General features: G+C 66.8%; 27 protein-coding genes. 10 read left to right on the top strand and 17 right to left on the bottom strand.

Translation table 11 applies throughout. The features are described 5' to 3' along the window. The first annotated feature begins 3 nt into the window (after nucleotides 1-3). From D3F03_RS12550 to D3F03_RS12580, 7 genes are all read left to right on the top strand, one after another. Nucleotides 4-1,185 carry a lipid-transfer protein gene (locus D3F03_RS12550; RefSeq protein ID WP_119109762.1) on the top strand — a complete coding sequence of 394 codons (1,182 nt, stop codon included), beginning with the start codon at nucleotides 4-6 and terminating at the stop codon, nucleotides 1,183-1,185. A gap of 14 nt (nucleotides 1,186-1,199) precedes the next feature. Then, a complete protein-coding gene (locus D3F03_RS12555; protein ID WP_119109763.1) occupies nucleotides 1,200-1,640 on the top strand; it encodes a MaoC family dehydratase N-terminal domain-containing protein in 441 nt (146 codons plus the stop codon). A gap of 12 nt (nucleotides 1,641-1,652) precedes the next feature. Continuing rightward, the gene (locus D3F03_RS12560) at nucleotides 1,653-2,078 is read left to right on the top strand and encodes a MaoC/PaaZ C-terminal domain-containing protein (RefSeq protein ID WP_119109764.1); all 426 of its coding nucleotides are present in this window, start codon (nucleotides 1,653-1,655) and stop codon (nucleotides 2,076-2,078) included. An 18-nt stretch (nucleotides 2,079-2,096) separates the two neighbouring features. Then, complete coding sequence (locus D3F03_RS12565; protein WP_119109765.1) at nucleotides 2,097-2,927, top strand: SDR family NAD(P)-dependent oxidoreductase; 831 nt, start codon at nucleotides 2,097-2,099, stop codon at nucleotides 2,925-2,927. Between the two features lie 10 nt (nucleotides 2,928-2,937). Next, nucleotides 2,938-4,089 carry an acyl-CoA dehydrogenase family protein gene (locus tag D3F03_RS12570; protein WP_119109900.1) on the top strand — a complete coding sequence of 384 codons (1,152 nt, stop codon included), beginning with the start codon at nucleotides 2,938-2,940 and terminating at the stop codon, nucleotides 4,087-4,089. Further along, nucleotides 4,086-5,141: a CaiB/BaiF CoA transferase family protein gene (locus tag D3F03_RS12575; protein WP_119109766.1), complete on the top strand. Its 1,056-nt coding sequence runs from the start codon at nucleotides 4,086-4,088 to the stop codon at nucleotides 5,139-5,141. Before D3F03_RS12570 ends, D3F03_RS12575 begins: the two co-directional genes overlap by 4 nt. A 105-nt stretch (nucleotides 5,142-5,246) precedes the next feature. Next, nucleotides 5,247-6,164, top strand: coding sequence for a ketopantoate reductase family protein (locus D3F03_RS12580; protein ID WP_119109767.1), 918 nt, complete (start codon nucleotides 5,247-5,249; stop codon nucleotides 6,162-6,164). Here D3F03_RS12580 and D3F03_RS12585 read toward each other — a convergent pair. From D3F03_RS12585 to D3F03_RS12610, 6 genes are all read right to left on the bottom strand, one after another. Beyond that, a complete protein-coding gene (locus D3F03_RS12585; protein ID WP_119109768.1) occupies nucleotides 6,161-6,781 on the bottom strand; it encodes a hypothetical protein in 621 nt (206 codons plus the stop codon). The genes D3F03_RS12580 and D3F03_RS12585 overlap by 4 nt on opposite strands. A gap of 55 nt (nucleotides 6,782-6,836) precedes the next feature. Beyond that, a complete protein-coding gene (locus tag D3F03_RS12590; protein ID WP_119109769.1) occupies nucleotides 6,837-7,307 on the bottom strand; it encodes an FKBP-type peptidyl-prolyl cis-trans isomerase in 471 nt (156 codons plus the stop codon). Between the two features lie 114 nt (nucleotides 7,308-7,421). Then, a complete protein-coding gene (locus D3F03_RS12595; protein ID WP_119109901.1) occupies nucleotides 7,422-8,501 on the bottom strand; it encodes a pirin family protein in 1,080 nt (359 codons plus the stop codon). Nucleotides 8,502-8,723: 222 nt separating this feature from the next. Next, nucleotides 8,724-10,169, bottom strand: coding sequence for an MFS transporter (locus tag D3F03_RS12600; protein ID WP_425453133.1), 1,446 nt, complete (start codon nucleotides 10,167-10,169; stop codon nucleotides 8,724-8,726). 151 nt (nucleotides 10,170-10,320) lie between these two features. Continuing rightward, the gene (locus D3F03_RS12605) at nucleotides 10,321-10,950 is read right to left on the bottom strand and encodes a dihydrofolate reductase family protein (RefSeq protein WP_119109771.1); all 630 of its coding nucleotides are present in this window, start codon (nucleotides 10,948-10,950) and stop codon (nucleotides 10,321-10,323) included. Nucleotides 10,951-11,137: 187 nt separating this feature from the next. Beyond that, nucleotides 11,138-11,554, bottom strand: coding sequence for a VOC family protein (locus tag D3F03_RS12610; protein ID WP_119109902.1), 417 nt, complete (start codon nucleotides 11,552-11,554; stop codon nucleotides 11,138-11,140). 114 nt (nucleotides 11,555-11,668) lie between these two features. Between D3F03_RS12610 and D3F03_RS12615 the strand changes: the two genes are divergently transcribed. Beyond that, nucleotides 11,669-12,307, top strand: a complete 639-nt coding sequence (locus tag D3F03_RS12615; RefSeq protein WP_119109772.1) for a TetR/AcrR family transcriptional regulator — start codon at nucleotides 11,669-11,671, stop codon at nucleotides 12,305-12,307. A gap of 49 nt (nucleotides 12,308-12,356) precedes the next feature. Here the strand turns inward: D3F03_RS12615 and D3F03_RS12620 are convergent, their stop codons facing one another. Genes D3F03_RS12620 through D3F03_RS12630 form a run of 3 tightly spaced genes read right to left on the bottom strand, consistent with a single transcriptional unit; the run spans nucleotide 12,357 to nucleotide 14,103 of the window. Beyond that, the gene (locus D3F03_RS12620) at nucleotides 12,357-13,229 is read right to left on the bottom strand and encodes a DMT family transporter (RefSeq protein WP_245960606.1); all 873 of its coding nucleotides are present in this window, start codon (nucleotides 13,227-13,229) and stop codon (nucleotides 12,357-12,359) included. Beyond that, entirely contained in the window at nucleotides 13,226-13,837 is a 612-nt protein-coding gene (locus D3F03_RS12625; RefSeq protein ID WP_119109773.1) for a DUF1439 domain-containing protein, read from the bottom strand. The genes D3F03_RS12620 and D3F03_RS12625 overlap by 4 nt, the downstream gene beginning before the upstream one ends. A gap of 8 nt (nucleotides 13,838-13,845) precedes the next feature. Beyond that, nucleotides 13,846-14,103: a hypothetical protein gene (locus D3F03_RS12630; protein ID WP_119109774.1), complete on the bottom strand. Its 258-nt coding sequence runs from the start codon at nucleotides 14,101-14,103 to the stop codon at nucleotides 13,846-13,848. Between the two features lie 141 nt (nucleotides 14,104-14,244). Here D3F03_RS12630 and D3F03_RS12635 point away from each other — a divergent pair, with 141 nt between their 5' ends. Next, nucleotides 14,245-14,832 (top strand): DNA-3-methyladenine glycosylase, encoded by a 588-nt coding sequence (locus D3F03_RS12635; protein ID WP_119109775.1) that lies wholly within the window; start codon nucleotides 14,245-14,247, stop codon nucleotides 14,830-14,832. 17 nt (nucleotides 14,833-14,849) lie between these two features. Here the strand turns inward: D3F03_RS12635 and D3F03_RS12640 are convergent, their stop codons facing one another. From D3F03_RS12640 to D3F03_RS12670, 8 genes are all read right to left on the bottom strand, one after another. Next, a complete protein-coding gene (locus D3F03_RS12640; RefSeq protein ID WP_119109904.1) occupies nucleotides 14,850-15,602 on the bottom strand; it encodes a tRNA-uridine aminocarboxypropyltransferase in 753 nt (250 codons plus the stop codon). A 28-nt stretch (nucleotides 15,603-15,630) separates the two neighbouring features. Beyond that, nucleotides 15,631-16,239, bottom strand: coding sequence for a class I SAM-dependent methyltransferase (locus tag D3F03_RS12645; protein WP_119109776.1), 609 nt, complete (start codon nucleotides 16,237-16,239; stop codon nucleotides 15,631-15,633). Then, nucleotides 16,236-16,658, bottom strand: a complete 423-nt coding sequence (locus tag D3F03_RS12650) for a VOC family protein (RefSeq protein ID WP_119109777.1) — start codon at nucleotides 16,656-16,658, stop codon at nucleotides 16,236-16,238. The genes D3F03_RS12645 and D3F03_RS12650 overlap by 4 nt, the downstream gene beginning before the upstream one ends. Nucleotides 16,659-16,866: 208 nt before the next feature. Continuing rightward, complete coding sequence (locus D3F03_RS12655; RefSeq protein ID WP_119109778.1) at nucleotides 16,867-17,748, bottom strand: PA4780 family RIO1-like protein kinase; 882 nt, start codon at nucleotides 17,746-17,748, stop codon at nucleotides 16,867-16,869. Between the two features lie 193 nt (nucleotides 17,749-17,941). Beyond that, nucleotides 17,942-19,330 carry a homoserine dehydrogenase gene (locus D3F03_RS12660; protein ID WP_119109779.1) on the bottom strand — a complete coding sequence of 463 codons (1,389 nt, stop codon included), beginning with the start codon at nucleotides 19,328-19,330 and terminating at the stop codon, nucleotides 17,942-17,944. Between the two features lie 125 nt (nucleotides 19,331-19,455). Then, the gene (locus D3F03_RS17510; RefSeq protein WP_281271432.1) at nucleotides 19,456-19,584 is read right to left on the bottom strand and encodes a hypothetical protein; all 129 of its coding nucleotides are present in this window, start codon (nucleotides 19,582-19,584) and stop codon (nucleotides 19,456-19,458) included. A gap of 37 nt (nucleotides 19,585-19,621) precedes the next feature. Beyond that, complete coding sequence (locus tag D3F03_RS12665) at nucleotides 19,622-19,831, bottom strand: DUF72 domain-containing protein (protein ID WP_119109780.1); 210 nt, start codon at nucleotides 19,829-19,831, stop codon at nucleotides 19,622-19,624. Nucleotides 19,832-19,871: 40 nt separating this feature from the next. Next, nucleotides 19,872-20,381 (bottom strand): DUF1993 domain-containing protein, encoded by a 510-nt coding sequence (locus tag D3F03_RS12670; protein WP_119109781.1) that lies wholly within the window; start codon nucleotides 20,379-20,381, stop codon nucleotides 19,872-19,874. A gap of 445 nt (nucleotides 20,382-20,826) precedes the next feature. On the opposite strand from D3F03_RS12670, the gene D3F03_RS12680 reads away from it, so the two are divergent. Further along, entirely contained in the window at nucleotides 20,827-21,957 is a 1,131-nt protein-coding gene (locus D3F03_RS12680; protein WP_119109782.1) for a Fic family protein, read from the top strand. Nucleotides 21,958-21,977: the final 20 nt, after the last annotated feature.

A 21,977-nucleotide genomic window follows, 5' to 3' on the forward strand; every position in this document is an offset into this window, starting at 1 on the left:
TTCATGAGCCGTGATGTATTCGTATGCGGGGTCGGCATGATCCCATGCACCAAGCCGGGCGCCAACGAGCCCTACCCCCAGATGGCGGCGCATGCCACCCGCGCGGCCCTGCAAGATGCAGGGGTCCGCTACGACCAAGTGCAGCAGGCCTATGTCGGCTATGTGTATGGCGACTCCACCTCCGGCCAGCGCGCGCTGTACGAGGTGGGCATGACCGGCATTCCCGTGGTCAACGTCAACAACAACTGTTCTACCGGTTCGACCGCGTTGTTCCTGGCGCGCCAGGCCGTGGCCAGTGGCGCCGCCGACTGCGTGCTGGCGCTGGGTTTCGAACACATGAACCCGGGGGCCCTGGGCGCCGTGTTCAATGACCGCCCCAGCCCGTTCGAGCGGTTCGACGCTGCCACCGACGAACTCGTGCAGTCCGATCTGCCACTGGCACTGCGCTACTTTGCTGGCGCAGGAAAAGCGCACATGGACGAGTTCGGTACGCCGCTTTCCACCTTTGCCAAGATCCGCGCCAAAGCCAGCCGCCACGCCGCCAACAACCCGCTGGCGGTGTTTCGCACCGTGGTCACCGAGCAGGAGGTGATGGACGCCAAGATGCTGTGGCCCGGCGTGCTGACCCGCCTGATGGCCTGCCCGCCCACCTGCGGCGCAGCCGCTGCCATCGTGTGCTCGGCCGCCTTCGCCCAGAAGCATGGCCTGGACCAGCGCGTACGTATCAAGGCGCAGGCGATGACGACCGACAAGCCCGTCACCTTCGAAGCCCGCGACATGCGCGAAGTGGTCGGTTTCAGCATGGCCCGCGACGCCGTCCAGCAGGTATACGAGGCGGCAGGCATCGGCCCGCAGGACATCGACGTGGTCGAGCTGCACGACTGCTTTGCGCAGAACGAACTGCTCAGCTACGAGGCCCTGGGCCTGTGCCCCGTGGGCGGTGCTGAAAAGTTTGTCCACGACGGCGACAACACCTACGGCGGCAAGGTCGTCACCAACCCTTCGGGCGGCTTGCTGAGCAAAGGCCACCCACTGGGCGCCACGGGTCTGGCGCAGTGCTTTGAGCTCACGCACCAGCTGCGCGGCACAGCCGAGCAACGCCAGGTGGATGGTGCGCGCCTGGCGCTGCAGCACAACCTGGGTCTGGGCGGCGCCTGCGTCGTCACCCTGTATGAAAGAGTTTGAAGCGGAGCGCTGACATGATTGACAAGAAATGGATTGGCCATGCACTGCCACCGTCCGAAATGGCGCTGGACCGCAGCCGCCTGCGCTTTTTTGCCAAGGCCATTGGCGAAACCGCGCCCGAGTACACCGACGTGCAGGCCGCGCAATCGGCGGGCTACGCCGACCTGCCGGCTCCGCCCACCTTCCTCTTTGGCGCGGAACTCGATTCGGGGGCCACCGACACGCTGTTGACCCTGCTGGACGTGCCCATCGCCAAACTGCTGCACGGTGAACAGAGCTTCACCTACCACCGCAGCGCCTGCGCGGGCGACACCATCACGGTGCGCTCCGAAATCGGCGATATCTATGACAAGAAAAATGGCGCCCTGGAATTTGTCGTCAAGACCTCCCGCGCCACCAATCAGAAGAACGAACTCGTGGCCGAGATGCGCACGGTGCTCGTGGTTCGCCACTGACAGGAGAACGCCATGACATTCAAGACACCTACGTTCGCGCAGATCCAGGTCGGCGACACCCTGCCCGACCTGCAACCGCCACCGGTCGACCGCACCACGCTGGCGCTGTTTGCCGGGGCGTCGGGCGACCACAACCCCATGCACATCGATATCGATGTCGCCCGCCGCGCCGGCATGCCCGATGTGTTTGCCCAAGGCATGTTGGGCATGGCCTGGCTGGGCCGCGTGGTCACCGCGTGGGCGCCGCAAAGCCAGTTGCGCACATTCAATGCACGTTTTCAGGGCATCACGCACCTGGGCAACGCCATGCGCTGCAGCGGCCGCATCGTCGAGAAGCTCGAGCACAACGGCGAGCACTGCGTGCGCATTGAACTCACCAGTGCCAACCAGTTTGGCCAAACCAAAATCGTCGGCGAGGCCCTCGTGGCGCTGGCCTGAACCCACACAAGGAACCCCATGACAAAGAAACTCGAAGGCAAGGTCGCCCTCATCACCGGCTCGGGCCGCGGCATCGGCCGCTCCATCGCGCTCAAGCTCGCCAGCGAAGGCGCGCATGTCGTCGTCAATGACCTCGACGAAGCCCCCGCGCAAGAAGTCGTCGCGGCCATCCGCGCTGCCGGTGGGCAGGCCGTGGCCTGCATTGGCAGCGTGACCGCGCCCGATTTTGCCGAGCGCTTCATCGGCACGGCGGTGAGCGCATTCAAGGGCCTGGACATCATCGTCAACAACGCGGGCTACACCTGGGACAACGTGGTGCAGAAGATGACCGACGAGCAGTGGTACGCCATGCTCGATGTGCACCTGACGGCGCCGTTTCGCATCCTGCGCGCCGCGCAGCCCGTCATCCGTGCGCTCTCCAAGCAGGAAAAGGAAGCCGGTAAGAGCGTGGTGCGCAAGGTGGTCAACATCTCGTCGGTGGCCGGCCTGTTCGGCAACGCCGGCCAGACCAACTACTCCACGGCCAAGGCCGGCATTGTCGGCATGACGCAGACGCTGGCCAAGGAATGGGGCCGCATGAACGTGACCGTCAACTGCGTGGCCTACGGCTTCATCAAGACGCGCTTGACGGTGAGCGCGGACAGCGACGCCACCGAGAACATCGATGGCCGCGAGATCAAGGTGGGCGTCAATCCCGACCTGATGGCGGCCATGGAACGCTCGATTCCGCTGGGCCGTGGCGGCACGCCCGACGAGGCAGCGGGGGCCGTGTACCTGCTGTGCATCCCCGAATCCGACTATGTGAGCGGCCAGACGCTGATGTGCAGCGGTGGCCTGACGGGGATTTGATGCCATGAGCCTGCTGCCCCAACTGCATCGCCACGCCTGGATGGATGAAGACATCGAGGCGTTCAGAGAACAGGCCAGGCGTTTCATCGCCAACGAGCTGGTGCCGCACCTGGACGGCTGGCGCCGCCAGGGCTTCATCCCGCGCGAGGTCTGGCGCCCGTTTGGCGAGCTGGGTTTTCTGCTGCCCGAGATGCCCGAGGCGTATGGCGGCGCAGGCGCCAACCTGGCCTACCAGCTGGTGGTGCAGGACGAACTGGCCCGCGCCGAAGTGCCCGCCAACACGGCCGTGCACACCATTGCCGCGCATTACATCCTGGACTACGGCACCGAGGAACAAAAGCAGCGCTGGCTGCCGCGCCTGGCCAGCGGAGAGATGCTCGCGGGTATCGCACTGACCGAGCCCGGCTGTGGCTCCGATCTGAAAGCGCTGCGCACCAAGGCCAGCAAAGACGGTGGCCACTATGTGATCGACGGTGCCAAAACCTTCATCACCAACGGCTTCACTGCCAACTTGCTGGTGGTCGCCGTGCGCACCGGCGGGCCGGGCAGCAGCGGTGTCTCGCTGGTGGTGCTGGAGACCGAAAACCTGCCCGGCTTTCGTGTCGGCAGGCGGCTGGAGAAGCTGGGCCAGCATGCGTCGGACACCGCCGAGCTGTTCTTTGACGGCGTGCGCCTGAAAGCGGACCAGTTGCTCGGCGGGCAGGAAGGCCAAGGCTTTCGCCAGCTGATGAGCCAGCTGCCCTACGAGCGCCTGCTGCTGGCCGTGCCCGCTGCGGCGGTGATCGAGCGGGCCGTCGAATTGACGGTGGAGTACACCAAGGGCCGCAAAGCCTTTGGACAGAGCGTGTTCGACTTCCAGAACACCCGCTTCAAGCTGGCCGAATGCGCCACCCTGGCCCATGTGGTGCGCAGTTTCGTGAACGACTGCATCCAGCGCCTGCTCGACGGCACGTTGGACGACGAAGCCGCCTACATGGCCAAGTGGTGGTGCACCGAGCAGCAGGGCAAGGTGACCGACGAATGCCTTCAGCTCTTCGGCGGCTATGGCTACATGGCCGAGTACCCGATTGCCCGCCTGTATGCTGATGCCCGCATTCAACGCATTTATGGAGGCACGACGGAAATCATGAAAGACTTGATTGCAAGGAGACTGGGCACATGAGCGGGCCGCTGGCTTCCCCCCTCGCCGGCATCCGCATCGTCGAATTCGAAGGCATTGGCCCCGGCCCGCTGGCCGGGCGCATGCTGGCCGACATGGGCGCCGAGGTCACGGTGATTGCCCGCCCGCAACAGGGCGCCGTGGCGGCGCAGCTCGGCGGCAGTGGCGACAACCCCCTGCGGCGCGGCAAAACCGTGGTGCTGCTCGACCTCAAGCAGGGCGCCGCCCGCGCCGAGGCCCTGGCCCTGGTGGCCCAGGCCGATGCGCTGATCGAAGGCAACCGCCCCGGCGTGATGGAGCGCCTGGGCCTGGGCCCGGCGGACTGCGCCAAGGCCAACCCGCGTATCGTCTACGGCCGCATGACCGGCTGGGGCCAGAGCGGCCCGCTGGCGCAGGCGGCCGGGCACGACCTGAACTACGTGGCGCTGACCGGCATGCTCTCGCTCTCGGCGCACCGCGGCGAGCGGCCCATCGTGCCGCCCACGGTGGTGGGCGACGCGGGCGGAGCGCTGGGCCTGGCGTTTGGCATGGTCTGCGCCATCCTGGAAGCCAGGACCAGTGGCCAGGGCCGCGTGGTGGATGCCGCCATTGTCGACATCGTGGCCATGCTGGGCGGCATTGCGCAATGGATTCGCGGCAGCGGCCAATTGGACGGCCCGCAACCGAGCCCGTTCCACGATTCGCCCTTCTACGACGTGTACCGCTGCGCCGACGGCGGCTGCATCACGCTGGGCGCGCTGGAGCCGCAGTTCTACGCACTGCTCCTGCAAAAGCTCGGGCTCGATGATGTGGACCGGGGGCGCCAGTTCGACCCGCGCACCTGGCCTGCCCTCAAAGACCGCCTGACGGCCCTCTTTGCCAGCCAGCCGCGCGCGCACTGGGATGCCTTGCTGGAAGGCACGGACGTGTGCTTTGCGCCGGTACTGAGCGTGGCGCAGGCGGCCGAGCACCCGCACAACGTGGCCCGGGGGACCTATGTGCATACGGCGGGCGCGGGCCTGGACGTAGCGCCCGCGCCGCGCTTTCTGCCGCTCCAGGACACTAGAGCGCCTTGAAAATCGCACTGCACATCGCTTTGTCCATGATCGCTAGACTATCCGCATGATGGCCGCCTTACTTGTCTTTCCTTGCCTGCTGCGCTGTGTGAAAGGGGCTCTGCCATGAAAATCGCCGTGATGGGTGCAGGTGCCGTCGGCTGCTACTACGGCGGCATGCTCGCGCGCGCCGGACATGAGGTGGTGCTGGTGGCGCGCGCGGCCCATGTGCAGGCGGTGCGCGAGCACGGCCTGTGGCTGGATACCCTGCATTTTCAGGAGCACGTGCGGCTGCAGGCCGACACCGAGGCCGCTGCGGTGCGCGGCGCCCAGTGCGTGCTGTTCTGCGTCAAGTCCACCGACACCGAAAGCGCGGGCCGGGCCATGGCGCCCTATCTGGCGGGTGGCGCCACCGTGCTGAGCCTGCAAAACGGCGTGGACAACGCCGAGCGCTTGCAGGCGACGCTGCAGCGCCCGGTGCTGCCTGCGGTGGTCTATGTGGCGGCCGCGATGGCGGGGCCTGGGCATGTGCAGCACTTTGGCCGTGGTGAACTGGTGTTGGCGGCTTCGCCGACCAGCGAGCAACTGGCGACTACTTTTGCTGCCGCGGGCATTCCGGTCCAGATGTCGGACAACGTGGCCGGTGCCCTCTGGGCCAAGCTGGTGCTGAACTGCGTTTACAACCCGCTGTCCGCCATCACCGGCCAGCCTTACGGTCAGATCGTCAACCGTCCCGACCTGGATGTGCCCCGGATGATGGACGACATCGTGCAGGAGTGCCTGGCCGTGGCACATGCCAGCGGCATCGTTCTGCCCGAGGGAACGGCCGAGGCAGTGCTGCCGCTTGCCGCGTCCATGCCAGGCCAGGTATCGTCCACCGCGCAGGACCTGGCGCGGGGTCGGCACACCGAGATCGACCACATCAATGGATTCATCGTGCGCCGGGGCGAGGCCCTGGGCATCGCCACGCCCGCCAATCGCCTGCTGCACATCCTGGTGCACCTGCTGGAGAAGCGCCCGCCCGCACCGGGCGATTCCTGTTAATTTTCGACTTGCGCGCTCTCCACAAACACCAGTTCGCAGGAGCCCGCTCCGGAGTCCGAGCGCGTGAGCGAGCTGGTCCAGCGCCAGCCGCCAGCGTTGGTGGCCTGGACCAGGAACCCCGTGAGACGGACGGAGGCCCCCTCGCGCGCTTTGCCGAGCGTCTTCTCGACGGCGGCGTTGGCCGGAATCAGGTGCATGTTGGCCGAGGATTCGACGATTTCCTGCACCGGAATCGGCGGTGCGCCCTGCCAGCGGTAGAAGTACCAGCGCCGCCCCTGGCTGATGTCGAGCTGGCGGTATACCGCCGGGTCGGCCATGCGTTTCCAGCCCAGTGCCAGGTCTATTGGCGCAAGCTCGGCCTCCCGGTCCAGGTAATAGTCTTCGCGCGAGAGCACCTTGGCGTCGATGGCAAAGCGCGCCAGTGGCTTGATCTGAAAGCCCTTGAAGGCAAATGCCGGCTTGTCGGTGGGGCCCTGCGCCGGGACTTCCAGGGCCACCTGCGTTGCCAGCGCCGGAGCGCTGGCGTGCTGGGGCGAATAGCTGGTGCGGATGGACTCGATGGCGAAGAACGCCACCAGCATCACCACGCCGGCTGTGAAGACCGTCTTGAGCTGCATAGCGGCGCTCAGTGTTCAGTGCAACGCCGGGTGGCTGTCCAAGCGGAGCGCGCGCTCAATGGTGGTGGCCGTGGTCGCCGTGGACGTGGCGGTGCTGGATCTCCTCGGCGCTCGCAGCGCGCACGCCGGTCACCTTGCAGCCAAACCGCAGCGCCTGGCCGGCCAGCGGGTGGTTGCCATCGAGATGCACCTCGGGGCCCTTGATCTTGACCACGTTGAACATCTGCGGCTGGCCGTCGGGGCCTGGGCCTTGCAGCTGGCCGCCGACCTTCACGCCGGGCGGGAATTCGGATTTCGGAATGCTGCGCACCAGCGATTCGTCGCGCGCGCCAAAGGCGTCTTCCACCGCCAGATCAAGCGTTGTCGCAAACCCCACGGCCTGGCCGTCCAGCGCGGCTTCCACCTTGGGGAAGATGTTTTCATAGCCACCGTGCAGGTACGACAGGTTGCCCTTGTCGAGCGGCTTGCCCGCGGGCGTGGTGAGCTGGTAGCTGAGGGTGACGGCGGTGTCCTTGGCGATGTTCATGGGGTCTCTTGCGGAGGGAGATGGAAAAAGGGAAAAAAGCGCGCGCCGTACAGCGCGCGCGGTGGTGCGGACCAGGATTGTCCCTGAACCCCACGGCAGGGTTGTGCCGCGCCTTCAGGCAGCAGCCGGCGCCTCGGGCCGATCGTCCGGCAGCTCGTCCTGCGCCGCACCCGGGTAGCGCGCAAAGCGCCTGGCCTCGCTGCCGTGCACAGGGTCACTCGACTCCCAGGGCCAGCCGCCGAACTGGGTGCGGCGGTAGTCCTGCATGGCCTGCATGATTTCCTGCTGCGTGTTCATCACAAACGGGCCGTACTGCGCCACGGGCTCGCCAATCGGCCGGCCTTGCAGCAGCAGGCATTCCACGGTGTCGGCACCGGTGTTCTCCAGCAGCCAGTCCTGACCGGCCACGACTTCCAGCGCGGCGTGGCTGCGCTGCTCTGCTTCGCCGATGCGCAGGCTGGCGCCGGCAAAGAAGTACAGCATGCGCCGCGTGCCAGCGCCGGCTGCGGCGGGCAGTGTCCAGCGCGCGCCGGGTTCCAGCTTGAGCGTCCAGATGGCCACGTCGCCATTCGCTTGTGCTGCCCAGGATTCGGGCGGTGGCGGCAGGGGGGCGCCCGCACCGGGGAGCGCTCCGGCCACGACGGTCACGGTCGTTGCGCGGCCGGCGTCGTCGCGGTGCACCAGGCGCGGGATCGATTCGCGCCACAGCATGGTGAAGTGCGGCGCCACCATCTTGCTCTGCGCGGGCAGGTTCAGCCAGATCTGGAACAGTTCCAGCGGGTTGGGCTGGGTGGTGTCCAGCAGCGGGAACATCTCGGAATGCTGGATGCCGCGCCCGGCGGTCACCCACTGCACGTCGCCGCCGCCAAAGCGCGCTGCCGCGCCCAGCGAATCGGCGTGGTCGATCAGGCCCTTGCGCACCAGGGTCACGGTCTCGAAGCCCCGGTGCGGGTGGCCGGGGAAGCCCGGCACCACGTCGCCGTGGTACATGCTCCAGCCGTCCTTGCGGCTGAAGTCGCTGCCAATTTGGCGGCCTTCGAGCGGCACCGCCGGACCGCGCTCGGCGTTGCCGGCAGGGTAAGCGTCGTCGTGGTGGGCGCAGAACAGGAACGGGTCCAGCGTGGGCCACAGCGGACCGAGCGGCTGGCTTTGCAGGATGGGGGAGGCGGTGACAGGGGCAGTAGGGGAAGACATGGCGAACTCCTGGTTGGGCGCCACCCATGCGCAGGTGGCCACGCTGCGCAGATGGGGTGCCTTGCGTGCAAGAAAAGGCGCAGTGTGTGGAACGCTGCAGTGCGCGGGCCAGGACAGCACGGCGCAGCGCAGGACGCTGCAGGCAGCGAAATTTTATAGAAAATAAGACGATAGCGCTTTATACATAAGCGCATACAGCTATATAAACAATAGCAAAATAATTCAATGGGCCAGCGGCGCGCCGCCCAGCGTGGCCGGGGGCGCGGCTGCTGGCCGCAGTGCAAAGCTTCCCAGTGCCGCAGCCACCAGTGCTGCGCATGCCGCTGCGGCAAAGGCCAGCCGGTAACCGCCATGCAGTGCGTCCGCGAGGGTGCGGCCGCTGGCGAGCAAGGCACCGGTGCGTGCGTCGGCAAGGCTCGCGAGCACGGCCAGCCCCAGCGCCCCGCCCATCATGAAGGCGGTATTGACCACACCCGAGGCAAGCCCGGAATCTTCCGGGTTCACCTCGCCCATCGCGGCGAGCAGCAACGGGTTGAGGGCGATGCCCGCGCCCACCCCCAGCAGCAGCATGCCCGGCAGCACATGCGGGATGAACTGTCCTTGCACGGGTGCCAGGGCGAACCAGGCGAGGCCGAGTGCCGCCATCAACAGGCCGGCCCCCAAGGTCGGGCGTATGCCAAAGCGCAGCACCACCCAGGCCGACAGCCCGAGCGAGCACGTCGCCATGATGAGGTTCGCAGGCAGGAAAGCGAGTCCGACCTGCATGGGGCTGTAACCGAGCACCCGCTGCAGGTACAAAGCCGACAGAAAGAACCACGCGAACATGGCGGCCGCCCAGAGCACGCCAATGGCGCTTGAAAGCGACAAGTTGCGCAGACGCAGGAGCGCCAGAGGCACCAGCGGCGCGGGCACCCGCGCCTGCAGCCACACAAAGAGGGCCAACAGCGCGGCGGCACTGGCCAGCAGCACCAGCGAGCGCGCGGAGGTCCAGCCGGCCTGGTTGCCGTTGACGATGGCGTACACCGCGAGCATCAGCGCCATGGTGACCGTGGCGGCCCCGGCGACATCCAGCGCTTGCCCGTGGGCTTGGCCGGGGGTATCGGGCAGCATCGCGCGGCAGGCGAGGTAAATGGCGGCGCCGACCGGAAGGTTCACCAGAAATACCCAATGCCAGCTGAGTAGGCTCGTCAGCACACCTCCCAGGAGCACCCCCACACTGCCGCCGCCCGCGCAGACAAAGCCATACACGCCCATGGCGCGTGCGCGCTCCGCCGGTTCGGAAAATAACGTCATGATGAGCGACAGCGCCACGGCCGACACCACCGCGCCGCCCACGCCCTGGAGCGCACGCGCGGCCACCAGTAGCGCCTGCGTTTGCGCCAGCCCGCAGGCCAGCGACGCCAACGTAAACCCCGCGATGCCAAGCAGGAACAGCCTGCGCTGGCCGTACAAATCGCCCAGGCGCCCCCCCAGCAAGAGAAAGCCGCCGAAAGTCAGCATGTAGGCGTTGACCACCCAGACAAGCGAGGTCTCGGTAAAGCCCAAATCTGCGCGAATGCTGGGCAAGGCGACGTTGACGATGGTGGTGTCGAGCACGATCATCAACTCGCCCAGGCACAGCAGAATGAGGGCGCTCCAGCGCTGGCGCGGGGTGAGTGGGATAGGGATGGAGGTCATGCGGCGGGCGAATGCTATGGGAAATCGTTGCGGCGTACCTGCTGCCAACGCCCCAATGGGGCCGCCCCCTGCGCGGGACGACCTGCAATCTCCATCAAAGCTCCGCCCTTTTGCAGCGCTTTGTCATGTGCGTGGGCTGCAGTCACGCACGCACATAGCGCAGGTGGGTCGCCTCTGGAGTGCTGAGTACCCTGTCGATTTGAAACAGCGGTCCCGGGTCGCGCAGGTTCTCGAAGAGACGCCGCCCCCCGCCGAAGAACACGGGGGCCAGGGCGATTTCCAACTCGTCGACGAGACCTAGATTGAGGTACTGCTGGATGACGTCTGCACCACCCGAGATGCGAATATCGCGATCGCCTGCAGATTGTTGGGCCTGCTCCAGAGCCCGCTCCGGGCCATCGTGAACGAAGTAGAACGTCGTTCCCCCCGGCCGGGCCCACGGTTCGCGTCTTTCGTGGGTGAGCACGTAGACCGGCGTATGAAAAGGAGCCTCCTCAGGCCATGCCACTTCACCTTGCTCGAACATTTTCTTGCCCATGATATTGGCGCCAGTGCGCTCCATGGTGTGGCGAACCATGTCATTCACCGGACCAGTCTCTCCGCCTGATCCGAATTGCAGGGTCTCTCGGAAGTACTGCTGCTTGAGAAGCCAAGCCATCATCGCACCCCACTTTGCGCCCCAGTTCTTGTAATCAGGCTGGTCCATGGTCATCCCTTCGGGCGCCATGTAGCCATCGAGGCTAAGTCCAATGTTGACAAATATTTTGCTCATGATTTCCTATGCAAATATCCGCATGGCGGTCTGATTGGCGGCGTTTCTCAGCGCGCCTTCGACTTCGAACGATGCCGCGCCGCAGGCCGGGGCAAGGGGTGCGTAATGCCGGGCCCCATCACCTGCCGGGCATCCGATTGCGGCACCAGCAAAGGGATCATGGCCGCGCGCCTTTCTGGCGTTTCGCTTATTGCGGCACCATCACCATCCAGTGCACGCCAAAGCGGTCGTGCACCATGCCAAAAGCGGGCGAGAAAAACGTTTTCGCCATGGGCATGGTCACTTGCCCGCCCTCGGCCAGTGCGTCGAACCAGCGCCGCGCCTGTGACTCGTCGGCAGTGGTGAGCGAGAGCGCGATGCCGGCAAACGAGGGCTGGCCCGACGCCATGCCGTCGGAAGCCATCAGCTGCGTGCTGCCCACGGTGAAGTCGGCGTGCATGACCTTGTCGCCCGCCGGAGCGGCACAGCCGGGCGGCGGCGTTTGCGGGTCGGGGTTGTCGCTGTAGCGCATCAGCATGCCGCGTTTGGCGCCCAGCGCCTTCTCGTAAAAAGCCAGGGCCTCCTCGCAGCGGCCTTCGAAGAACAGATAGGGTTGCACCTGGATGGTCATGGAAAAACTCCTCATCAATAGGGGGACATGCGCCACAGCCACCATTTGTGGACGGCGTACACAAATGGTGGCAGAGAAAATGGACGCTGTCTACAATCAAGCGTCCCCATGAGTGAAAAAATGCGTAACCCGGCTCCCCGCAGCACCTACCGCCATGGCGATTTGCGCCGTGCGCTGCTGGAAGCCGGCGTCGCCCTGGCGCGGGGTGGCGGCCCCACAGCGGTGGTGCTGCGCGAAGCCACGCGGCGCGCCGGAGTGGCGCCCAACGCCGCCTACCGGCACTTCGCCAACCGGGAGGATTTGCTCGGCGCGGTGCGCGCGGAAGCGGTGGCCGCCGTCGGCCGCGCGATGGAGGCCGAATACCGCGCCGTGCCTGCCGAAGGCAGTGCGGCAGTGCAAGCCCATGCGCGGGTGCGCGCCGTAGGCCGGGGCTACCTGCGTTTCGCATTCGCCGAAACCGGATTGTTCCGTACCGCATTCGGCGGCCCGTTCACGGTGGCGCCCGATGCCGCCGCGTCGGGCGCCAGCGGCCACAACCCTTTTGGGCATCTGAACGCCGCGCTGGATGCCTTGGTGGCTGCCGGTGCGATGCCGCCAGAGCGCCGCCCAGGCGCGGAATTCTTGGCGTGGTCCACCGTGCACGGGCTGGCCCTGCTGGCGCTCGACGGCCCGCTGCAAGGCATGCCACCGCAGGCGCTCGATGCGCTGAGCGAGCGTCTGCTCGACATGGTGGAGCGTGGCTTGTAGAGGTGTAGCGCCCGTTCGTGCATCCAGCGCGCGATGGCGCCTTTAGCTTTCAGCGTCTGCGCACCAGCAAGGCCACGCCGGCAGCCGTCATCGCCGTGCCGACCACGGTGGCCGTGGTGATGCTTTCGCCAAAGAGCAGCCAGGCCATCAGCGCAGTGCAGGGCGGCACCAGGTACATCAGGCTGGTGACGGCGGTGGCCGCGCCGCGCTGGATCAGCAGATACAAGAGCGAGCTGCCTCCCAGCGTCAGCACCAGCACCGACCAGGCCAGCGCGCCGACCAACTCGGCGTTCCAGCGCACGGTCTCAACCTCCAGCAGCGCCAAGGGCAAGGTGGCGAGCAGCGCAGCCGCAAGCTGCACCGTGCTCGCGGTGCGCACGTCGCACGGCGCCACATGGCGCTTCTGGTACAGCGTGCCGCAGGTGATGGAGGCGAGCGCCAGAATACCCAGCGCCAGGCTCCCCAGCGACGCTTCATGGCCCGTTTCCAGCTTGTGCGACACCACCAGCACCAGCCCACCCAGGCCCAGCGCGAGCCCGACCCACTGCAGCCGGGTCACATAGCCGCCTCGCGCCGAGATCCAGGTGGCGGTGAGCAGCGGCTGCAGGCCGACGACGAGCGCAATCAGCCCCGCACCCATGCCCCCCTTCACGGCCGCCCAGACACCCCCGAGGTAGCCGCCCTGCATCAGCAGGCCCGTGACGGTCAGGTGCGCGAACGCCAGGCGCCCCTTCGGCCACGGCACGCGTGCCAGCACAATCCATGGCAAAAAACAGGCGATGGAGAGCGCATAGCGCATTGCCAGAAACGTCATTGGCGGCGCATGGGGCATGCCATAGCGCGCGACGATGAAGCCGGTGCTCCACACGGCCACGAACACTGCCGGCATGGCGCGCACCCACGCGCTGGAGCCGTGCTTCATTTCACCGGTTCAGGCGCGCGTCGCACGAAGGCAATGGCGAGCCCTTGTTCGGTCACCGTGATGGGGCCCGGCTGCAGGCCGAGGCCGTCGAGCAGCGCCAGATCCTTGGGCTCCAGACGGTGCAGCACCACTTCGCCCAGTGCGCGCCGCGCCAGCCGCGGTGCCCAGGCGTGCAACAGGGCGGCGACGGCAGGGTCCAGGCCTTCGATCTCCAGGCTTTGCAGGGCGATGTCGTGGGCGCGCAGCGTGTGGTCGCGCGGCTCGTAGCGCAGGCCGAATTCGACTTCCAGCATGCCCTGGCCGGGCGTGTCCACTGCGGGACCGCTGAGCACGGCGGGCACCCGTGCGCGCAGGCGGTTGGCTTCAGGCCGCAGCACCAACAGGGGCGCCTGCAGTTCCAGCGTCGCGAGCCCGGCGAGCGGAAAGCGACGCGGAAAGCGCTCGCTGAGCATCGCCTGCAACGCGACCAGCGGCACCGTGTAGCTCGAAATCCCCATGCCGGCACAGGCAGGGCGCAGCCCGGTCAGTACCAGCACAGCCGCAGCTCCTGCCTGGATGAGCCAGCGCCGCCGGCTCGGGCCGGTGGGCCCGCAGAGGGCGTGGCGCATTGTGGCCTTCAGCGCCCCACCACGGCCCAGCCGGCGCGCTGGTCGCGCTTGTCGTTGGTGTATTCCCAGGCGGTGCCGCAGCGCTCGCAGACATGGCGCGTCACGGTCACCACGTGGCCGCCGTGCTCCTCGCGGCGGTGGCCGCCTTGCACCAGCTCGGCGTGACCGGGCGCGCGGCGCCAGTTGCGCTGGATGCCGGCGCAGGCTTCGCACAGCTCCATTTTCTTGAGTTCGCTCTCGCGGGCGGGGTCTTTGCCGGGCGTCATAGGGGTCTTTCTCTGGGTGGGCGGGAGCAGGGTGGCGGGATGGCACTGTACGCCAGAGCGCGGCAGGCGGCAGGAATATGAATGAAAATGCTGCCTGGCGCTTATCCAATAAGCGCGTGCAGCTATATTTTAAGGAGCATTATGGCAACGCCGGACCCCCTGGAGCCTGCCGACATCGACTTCGGCGCTGATTCAAGCGAGGTCGCGCGGCGGCTGATTGGCGTGACGCTGCTGGTCGATGGCGTCGGTGGCCGCATTGTCGAAACTGAAGCCTATGACCAGCAAGACCCGGCCTCGCACACCTACACCGGCCCCTCGGCGCGCAACGCCGCCATGTTTGGGCCGCCTGGGCATGTCTATGTGTACCGCTCCTACGGCCTGCACTGGTGCATGAACCTGGTCTGCCGTGAGGCCGGCCATGGCGCGGGGGTGCTGCTGCGTGCCTTGGAGCCTACGCAGGGGCTGGAGGTGATGCGTGCGCGCCGCGGCCTGCAAGACCCGCGCCTGCTCTGCGCCGGCCCAGGGCGCCTGGCGCAGGCCCTGGGCGTGGACCACAGCTGGAACCATCGCCCCGTGCAGCCGCCCACCTTCGCCTTGCGGTGGGATGGGCAGCCTGCGGACGTGCTGGCCGGGCCGCGCATCGGCATCAGCAAGGCGGTGGAGACGCCCTGGCGCTTTGGCGAGCGCGGCTCGCGCTACCTGAGCCGGGGGTTTGGGCGCGGTGCGTAGGAGGCGCGCCCCGACGCCTATGTCGCCTGGTCAGCCGCGCACAGCGCCTGCAAGCGCAGGTGCGGCTCGCAGGCAGCATCCACCGGCAACTGGTGTTTGGCCTGCAGGTAGTGGTGGGTGAACACCTCCAGCCAAGCCTCCAGCACCGCGCCGGCCTGTTCGTCGCCCGCCAGCGCCAGGCACAGCGCGGCGACTTCGGCGGTGCAGAAATGGTCGGCCCGGGTAGAGCGGCGCAACTGGTAGCGGGAGAGCTGATCGGGTTGCAGGCTGAGCACTGGCAGCGCGTCGAGGTACGGGCTCTTGCGGAACATCTTGCGCGCCTCGGGCCAGGTGGCGTCGAGCAGGACGAAGAGTGGGCGCCGTGCAAGCGTACCGCCGCCCGCTTGCGGTGCTTGCCGTACCTGCGTCACCACCCGCTCAGGCGCCACGAACTCGCCGGGGAACACCACAAAAGGCTGCCACTGCGGGTCGGCCAGCAGCGCCAGCAAGGCCGGGTCCACCTCGGTGCGCGTCCAGCCGAAGGCAAAGGTGTCGGCCACCACGTCGGCGATCAGCCAGCCGGTGTTGCTGGGTTTGAGGGGCTCGATGTCCGCCATCAGCAGGCAGACGCCGGCGCGCGTCGGCGTCTGCGGGCGCAGCGCGCACAGGCAGTGGCTGGGCACCAGGCGGCAGCCGGGGCAGCGCTCGCCCTTGGGGCCGCCGCGCGCCAGAAACGGCTTGGCGCTGCGCGCCAGGCGGGCGGTTCTCAGCCTAGAAACGGCGTGCGGCACGGCAGGTGTGCTTGGCGCGCTCGTGCCTTCAGCCACTGCTCAGGCTCTCCAGCGCAAACAGCGGCACCTCGGCCTCGCGGCTCAGCCAAAGGCCGCCGCCCAAGGCGGTATAGCCGCTCTCCAGCCCGCGCCGGTAGAGCGCGGCGCGGTGGCGGAACATGCGCGGGTCGGTCAGGTCCTCGTCCAGAATGCCCTGCTCCCAGTCCTCGCGCGCGACGGCTTCGAGGTACAGCGCGCCGTGCGAGAGCTGGCCCAGGGTGTGCAGGGCGCGCTTCAAATCGGGTGCGTCCAGATAGGGCAGCACGCCCTGGCAGACCACCAGGTCGTACGGCGCGCTGGCGCGGTAGTCGACCACCGAGCCGCGCTCCCAGCCAAAGCGCTCGCACAGGTAGGGGCTGAATTCGACGCCGTGGTATGCCGCGTGCGGAAAGTGCCGCGCCACCACGTCACGCCACAGGCCAATGCCGCAGCCCATGTCCAGCACCCGGTGCACCGGCACGCGCAGGTACTGCAGGTAGCTGCAGACGAAAGCACCCAGGCGCTCGACGTGGCCGGGGTCGACGACGCTGGTTTTCTTGTCGAAATAGAAGCGCTGGTAATACGCTTCGTCGAACACCCCGGCTTGGGCAGATTTCACGTGCGCGCGGCGCCGGCGCCGGCTTCGGGTTTGGGCGGGCGGTGCAGCGCGCAGAGCTTGTTGCCGTCGGGGTCCCGCAGGTAGGCCAGATACATCTGCCCTACCGCGCCATTGCGCATCCCTGGCGGGTCTTCGCAGGTGGTGCCGCCGTTGGCCAGGCCGGCCGCATGAAAGGCATCGGCCTGCTCGGGCGACGCCATGGTAAAGCCGATGGTGCTGCCGTTGCCATGGCATGCGGGTTCGCCGTTGATGGGCGTGGTGATGCCAAAGCTGCCGGTGGGGCTGCGGTAGAAGTAGCGGCCCACGACCCCGTTGTGGTTGTAAATGCCGGGCCCAATGCCGATGGCGCCCAACACCGCGTCGTAGAACCGCTTGGACGCTTCGAGATCGCTCACACCCACCATCACATGACTGAACATCGTTGTCTCCGATTGCCCCCGCACAGGGGGGTTGATTAAAAAACGCCGTTGCCGACACCAGCCATGGCTGGCTTGCGGCGCGCCCGGGGATCGTAAACAGGTTCGCGGCAGCGTGCAGGGCGGCGTATTTATTATTGAAATAGGCCGTTAGCGCAGGTGCAGATTACGGAGCCAGCTATCAATACAGAAGCAAGAGCCGAGAACTGCTTTACCCCGCCGCCGTCGCCATGCGCAGCCGGCGTGCCGCGTATTCGTCCCGGGCGTCGTCGATCTCGCGCAGCACGGCCTGCATGTCCACATTGGCGTGGCTGCGCTCGTAGCGGCCGGTCAGGGGCGTCTCGTTGCCGAGCATGCCGCTTTGGTACAGGCCCCAGATTTCAGCGCCGTACTCGGTTGCCAGCAGCGCCGGCGCGAACTGGCCAAAGAAGTTGCGCAGGTTGGCCACATCGCGCAGCAGCATGCGCTGGGCGTGGTGGTTGCCGGCGGCGTCCACCGCCTGCGGCAGGTCGATGATGACGGGGAAGTCCACGCCCTCAGCGGTACCTTCCACTGCCCCATGGGCCAGCAGGATGTTGAACTCCGACAAGTCCCCATGCACCACCCCCGCGCACAGCATGCGCACCACCTCGGCAATCAGCGCGCTATGGTGCTGCAAGGCCTGCTCGGGGGTGAACGACACATCGTTCAGGCGCGGCGCGGCGTCGCCGTGGGCGTCGGTCACCAGCTCCATCAGCAGCACGCCATCGTGAAAGTTGTAGGGCTGCGGCACGCGCACGCCCGCCGCAGCCAGGCGGTACAGCGCGTCGACCTCGGCGTTTTGCCAGGCGGCCTCTTGCTCTTGCCGGCCAAACTTGCTGCCTTTTGCCATCGCGCGGCCAGTGCGCGAGTTCTTGGTTCTGCGGTTCTCGGTGTAGTCCACTGCTTGGCGAAAGCTCCGGTGGGTGGCCTCTTTGTAGATCTTGGCGCAGAGGGTTTGCTCGCCATGGCGCACCACAAACACCATGGCCTCCTTGCCGCTCATGAGCTGGCGCACCACGGTGTCGATCAGGCCTTCGTCGATGAGGGATTGGAGTCGGGGGGGTGCTTTCATTCGGGCCATTGTGCGCGATACAAGCGCATGGGGCTTGCAGGCGGGTGGGGGCAGGCACCGATGGGATCGGACGCCAAGAGGTGTGGATGTTGCCGTGGAGGCAGAGAAGAAAAACTACCAAAACCATAGCTGCTAACGCTTTATGGATAAGCGCTAGCACCTGTTTTGGTCACAATTTTCTGCTCTGCGCGGCTCAGCCCTCCAGCATCTCCGCCCGCAGCGCCACCACCGGGCCTGCCACGGCGGGGTGGGCCGCCAGTGCCTGCACGGCGAGGTCCACCGTAGCCTGGGCCGCCGCCCCGGTCAGCACCAGCACCTGGGGGGGCGTTCCGGGTGGCAAGGCTTGGTCGCGGGCCAGTTGCACCTGCAACACCGGCACCTGCTGCGTGGCCAGCCAGGCGCCTACGGCGTCGATCTGCTGGGCGCTGTGCACGGGCACACGCAGGTAATGGCGGGTGTGCACGGCGGCGCGTGGCAGCACCGCCAGGGCGCTGTCCACCGCGTGGGCATGAAAGCCCAAATGCGGCACGCGCTGGGCCGCAGGGGTGCCGCCCAGCCGCGCCACGTCCACCAGGTCGGCAATCACAGCCGATGCGGTGGGCTCGGAGCCCGCGCCCGCGCCGTAGTACATCGTCACGCCCGAGGCGTCGCCCTTGACCATGATGCCGTTCATCGAGCCGTTGACCTGCGCCATCAGGTGCGTGGCGGGCACCAGCGCGGGCTGCACGCGCAGCTCGATACCCGGCACGCCGTGGTCCTCGCGGCGCCTGGCCACGCCCAGCAGCTTGATGCGAAAGCCCAGTTGCTCGGCGCAGGCCACATCCAGCCCCTGCAGGCGGGTGATGCCCTCCACCTGCGCATCGGCAAAACGCACCGGCATGCCAAACGCATTGGCCGCCAGCAGCGCCATCTTGTGCGCGGCGTCCACGCCCTCGATGTCGAAGGTGGGGTCGGCTTCGGCGTAGCCCAGCGCCTGCGCCTGCTGCAGCGCCTCTGCAAAACCCAGGCCCTCATCACGCATCTTGCTCAGGATGAAATTGGTGGTGCCGTTGACGATGCCCGCCACCCATTCGATGCGGTTGGCCGTGAGGCCCTCGCGCAGCGCCTTGACGATGGGGATGCTCACCGCCACCGCGCCCTCGTAGGCCACGGCCACGCCGTGTTGGCGGGCGGCGGCAAAGATCTCGCTGCCGTGCACCGCCAGCAGCGCCTTGTTGGCTGTGACCACATGTTTGCCCGCCGCGATGGCCGCCAGCACCCATCCGCGCGCGGGGCCCGTGCCACCGGCCACTTCCACCACCACCTCCACGTCGGGGTGCGTGGCCACCTGCATCGGGTCGTTCGTCAGCGCCACATCGGTGCCCACAACCCCCACGGCGCGCGCCAGATTGCGCGCGGCCACCACCACCACTTCAATGCCGCGCCCGGCGCGCCCGGCAATCAGCGCCTGGTTGCGCGCCAGCACCCGGAAGGTGCCTGCGCCCACGGTGCCCATGCCAATCATGCCCACGCGCAGGGGGCGCATGGCGCCGACGGAAGGACGGGGCTGGGGCTCTAGGGACTGGACGGGATCGCGGAACATGGGTATCTCCTGGCAACTAACGAACAAACAAAAAAACCCAGCTGCCAGAGCTGGGTTTCATTCATTCGTCTTGGGGAGAAGAGAGCGATCACCAGGTGGCTGCCGAAACGGCCACCTGCGCGTGCTCAGGTGGCCGCGGGGGTAATGGTGGTAATCATTCGTGCACCCATCGCCCGCGAGAATGCGGGCAGCATCATGCACATGCCATGGCTGGCAGCGGCAGGTGCGGTGAAGTGGTGGAAGGTGTACGGCATGAGGAGGGGCAGTGTACCTGCGGCCCCTGGGGCGCCGTCAAGCCTTTGCCTGGGCGAGCGTTGCGCGCGCGCCATGGATGGCGCGTGGCGGGGCGCGCTCTTTGGCGCCGTTGATGAAGTACACGAACACCTCGCGCGACCGCTTGCCGCTCGTCCAGGCGCGCACGCCCTGGGCCCACGCGGCAATGGCCTCGGGGCTGTAGCACGTGTGCGGTGCTTGCCATGGCGGTCCCTGGGTTGCATCCACGGGAAATCACGGGGCCCGCCATCGCCACGCCTGGCGTGCGTCAGTACGCGCCCAGAAAATCGCGCTTGCCAATCGGCAAACCGTTGTGGCGCAGGATGTCGTAGGCCGTCGTCACATGAAAGAAGAACTGCGGCAAACCATAGTTCACGAGATACGCCTGCCCAGTGAGCTTTTTCTCTTTCGGCGTGCCGGGGCGCAGGACGATCTCGGCGCCTTCCTTGCCCTCGAACTGCGCGGCCTGAACGCTGTCCAAAAAGGCCAGGGTCCGCGTCAGCAGCGCATCCAGATCGGCAAAGCTCTTCTCTTGCCCTTCAAACTTCGGCACCTCCACCCCCGCCAGCCGCGCCGAAATACCGCGCGAAAAATCGGCGGCAATCTGCACCTGCTTGAGCAGCGGAAACATGTCGGGTGCCAGCCGCGCCTGCAAGAACGCATCGGGCTCGATCGACTTGGCCGCCGCGTATTCGCTCGCCTGCGCAAGAATGGCTTTCAAAGCCGTCAGCATCTGCTTGAAAACGGGAACCGAGTGGGTGTACATGGCAGTGGTCATGGGGTGTTCCATTGGGTGTTGTGAGGAGGGAGTTCGGCAAGGCGCCGTTAGAGGAATCTTTCATCTGCCTCTAGGCAGGAACTACGCCTCAGATTGTGATCCGTATCTTTGGAATGCCGCGTGGCGACTTCAAAGCCATGCTCGGCATGAGCGAGCGCCACGGGGCGCACGGGTCACGCGCGGCCTGCCCAAGTCCGACTCGCCACAAGGCAAGGCGCGCTTTGGCTTGCCGCAGCACGCGCTGCCCTTCATGTTTGCGCCGCTGTGGCCCGAGGCGGAAACTGATTCAGCCAATGTTTGAGGTCAAATTGGCCTCTAGCGCAATAAAAATAAGCGCTGGAAGCTATCAAAAGTGCAGCAAAATGGGTTTACGCATCCGCATTTGCGCCGTTTTGCGGCGCTATTCACCGCACAAAATGCGGTGAATACTCCGCATAATCGCCGCATGCGCCACCACCGCCCCACCCGCACGCCCCGCTACATCTGGCAGCTGCCCGATTGGCCGCACCTGACTTTTGACGCCGCCGCCCTGGCCGCGCCACTGGCGCAGGTGCACCGCGCACAGGGCATGCTGGCGGGGCGCATGGCAGAGCTGGGGCTGGCGCAGCGCGACCAGGCCACCCTGCAAGTGTTAACGCAAGAAGTCATCACCACCAGCGCCATTGAGGGCGAGCGGCTGGACCTGGACGCCGTGCGCTCTTCCGTGGCCCGCAAGCTGGGCCTCGACATTGGGGCCCTGGCACCCAGCGACCGGCATGTGGACGGCGTGGTGGACGTGGTGCTGGACGCCACCCGCAACTATGTCCTGCCCCTCACGCCCGAGCGCCTGTTTGGCTGGCATGCGGCGCTGTTCCCCACCGGCTACAGCGGGCGCATGCGCATCACCGTGGCCGCGTGGCGCACCGATGCCAGCGGCCCCATGCAAGTGGTGTCCGGCCCCGTGGGGCGGGAGAAAGTGCACTTTGAAGCCCCGCCCGCCGCCACCCTGCCCGCGCAAACCCAAGCCTTTTTTGACTGGTTCGAAGCCGCCCCGGTGGGCGACGCCCTCATCAAAGCCGGGCTGACCCACCTGTGGCTGGTTACCCTGCACCCGTTTGACGACGGCAATGGCCGCCTGAGCCGCGCCGTGGGCGACATGGCATTGGCCAGAGCGGAGGGAACGCATCAACGCTTCTACAGCTTCAGCGCCCAAATACAGCGCGAGCGCAAAGACTATTACGACCGGCTGGAAGCCACCCAAAAAGGCCTGCTGGACGTGACCCCGTGGCTGCATTGGTTTCTGGGCTGCCTGCTGCGCGCCGTGCAGGGCGCAGACGCCACGCTGGCGGGCGTACTGGACAAGGCCCAGTTCTGGCAGCGCTGGGCAGGCACACCCATGAACGCCCGCCAAACCCTGGTGCTGAATCGCGTGCTGGACGGCATGGAAGGAAAACTGACCAACGCCAAGTGGGCGGCGATGGGCAAATGTTCTGCGGACACGGCGCTGCGCGATATCAACGACTTGCTGGAGCGAGGCGTGCTGCGCAGGCTGGAGGGCGGGGGGCGGAGCATAGGGTACGAGTTATGTGCCAAATAGGTCACTAGCGCCTGTGGAAT

The organism is Simplicispira hankyongi, from assembly GCF_003570885.1.
GTDB classification, from domain to species: Bacteria; Pseudomonadota; Gammaproteobacteria; order Burkholderiales; family Burkholderiaceae_C; genus Simplicispira; species Simplicispira hankyongi.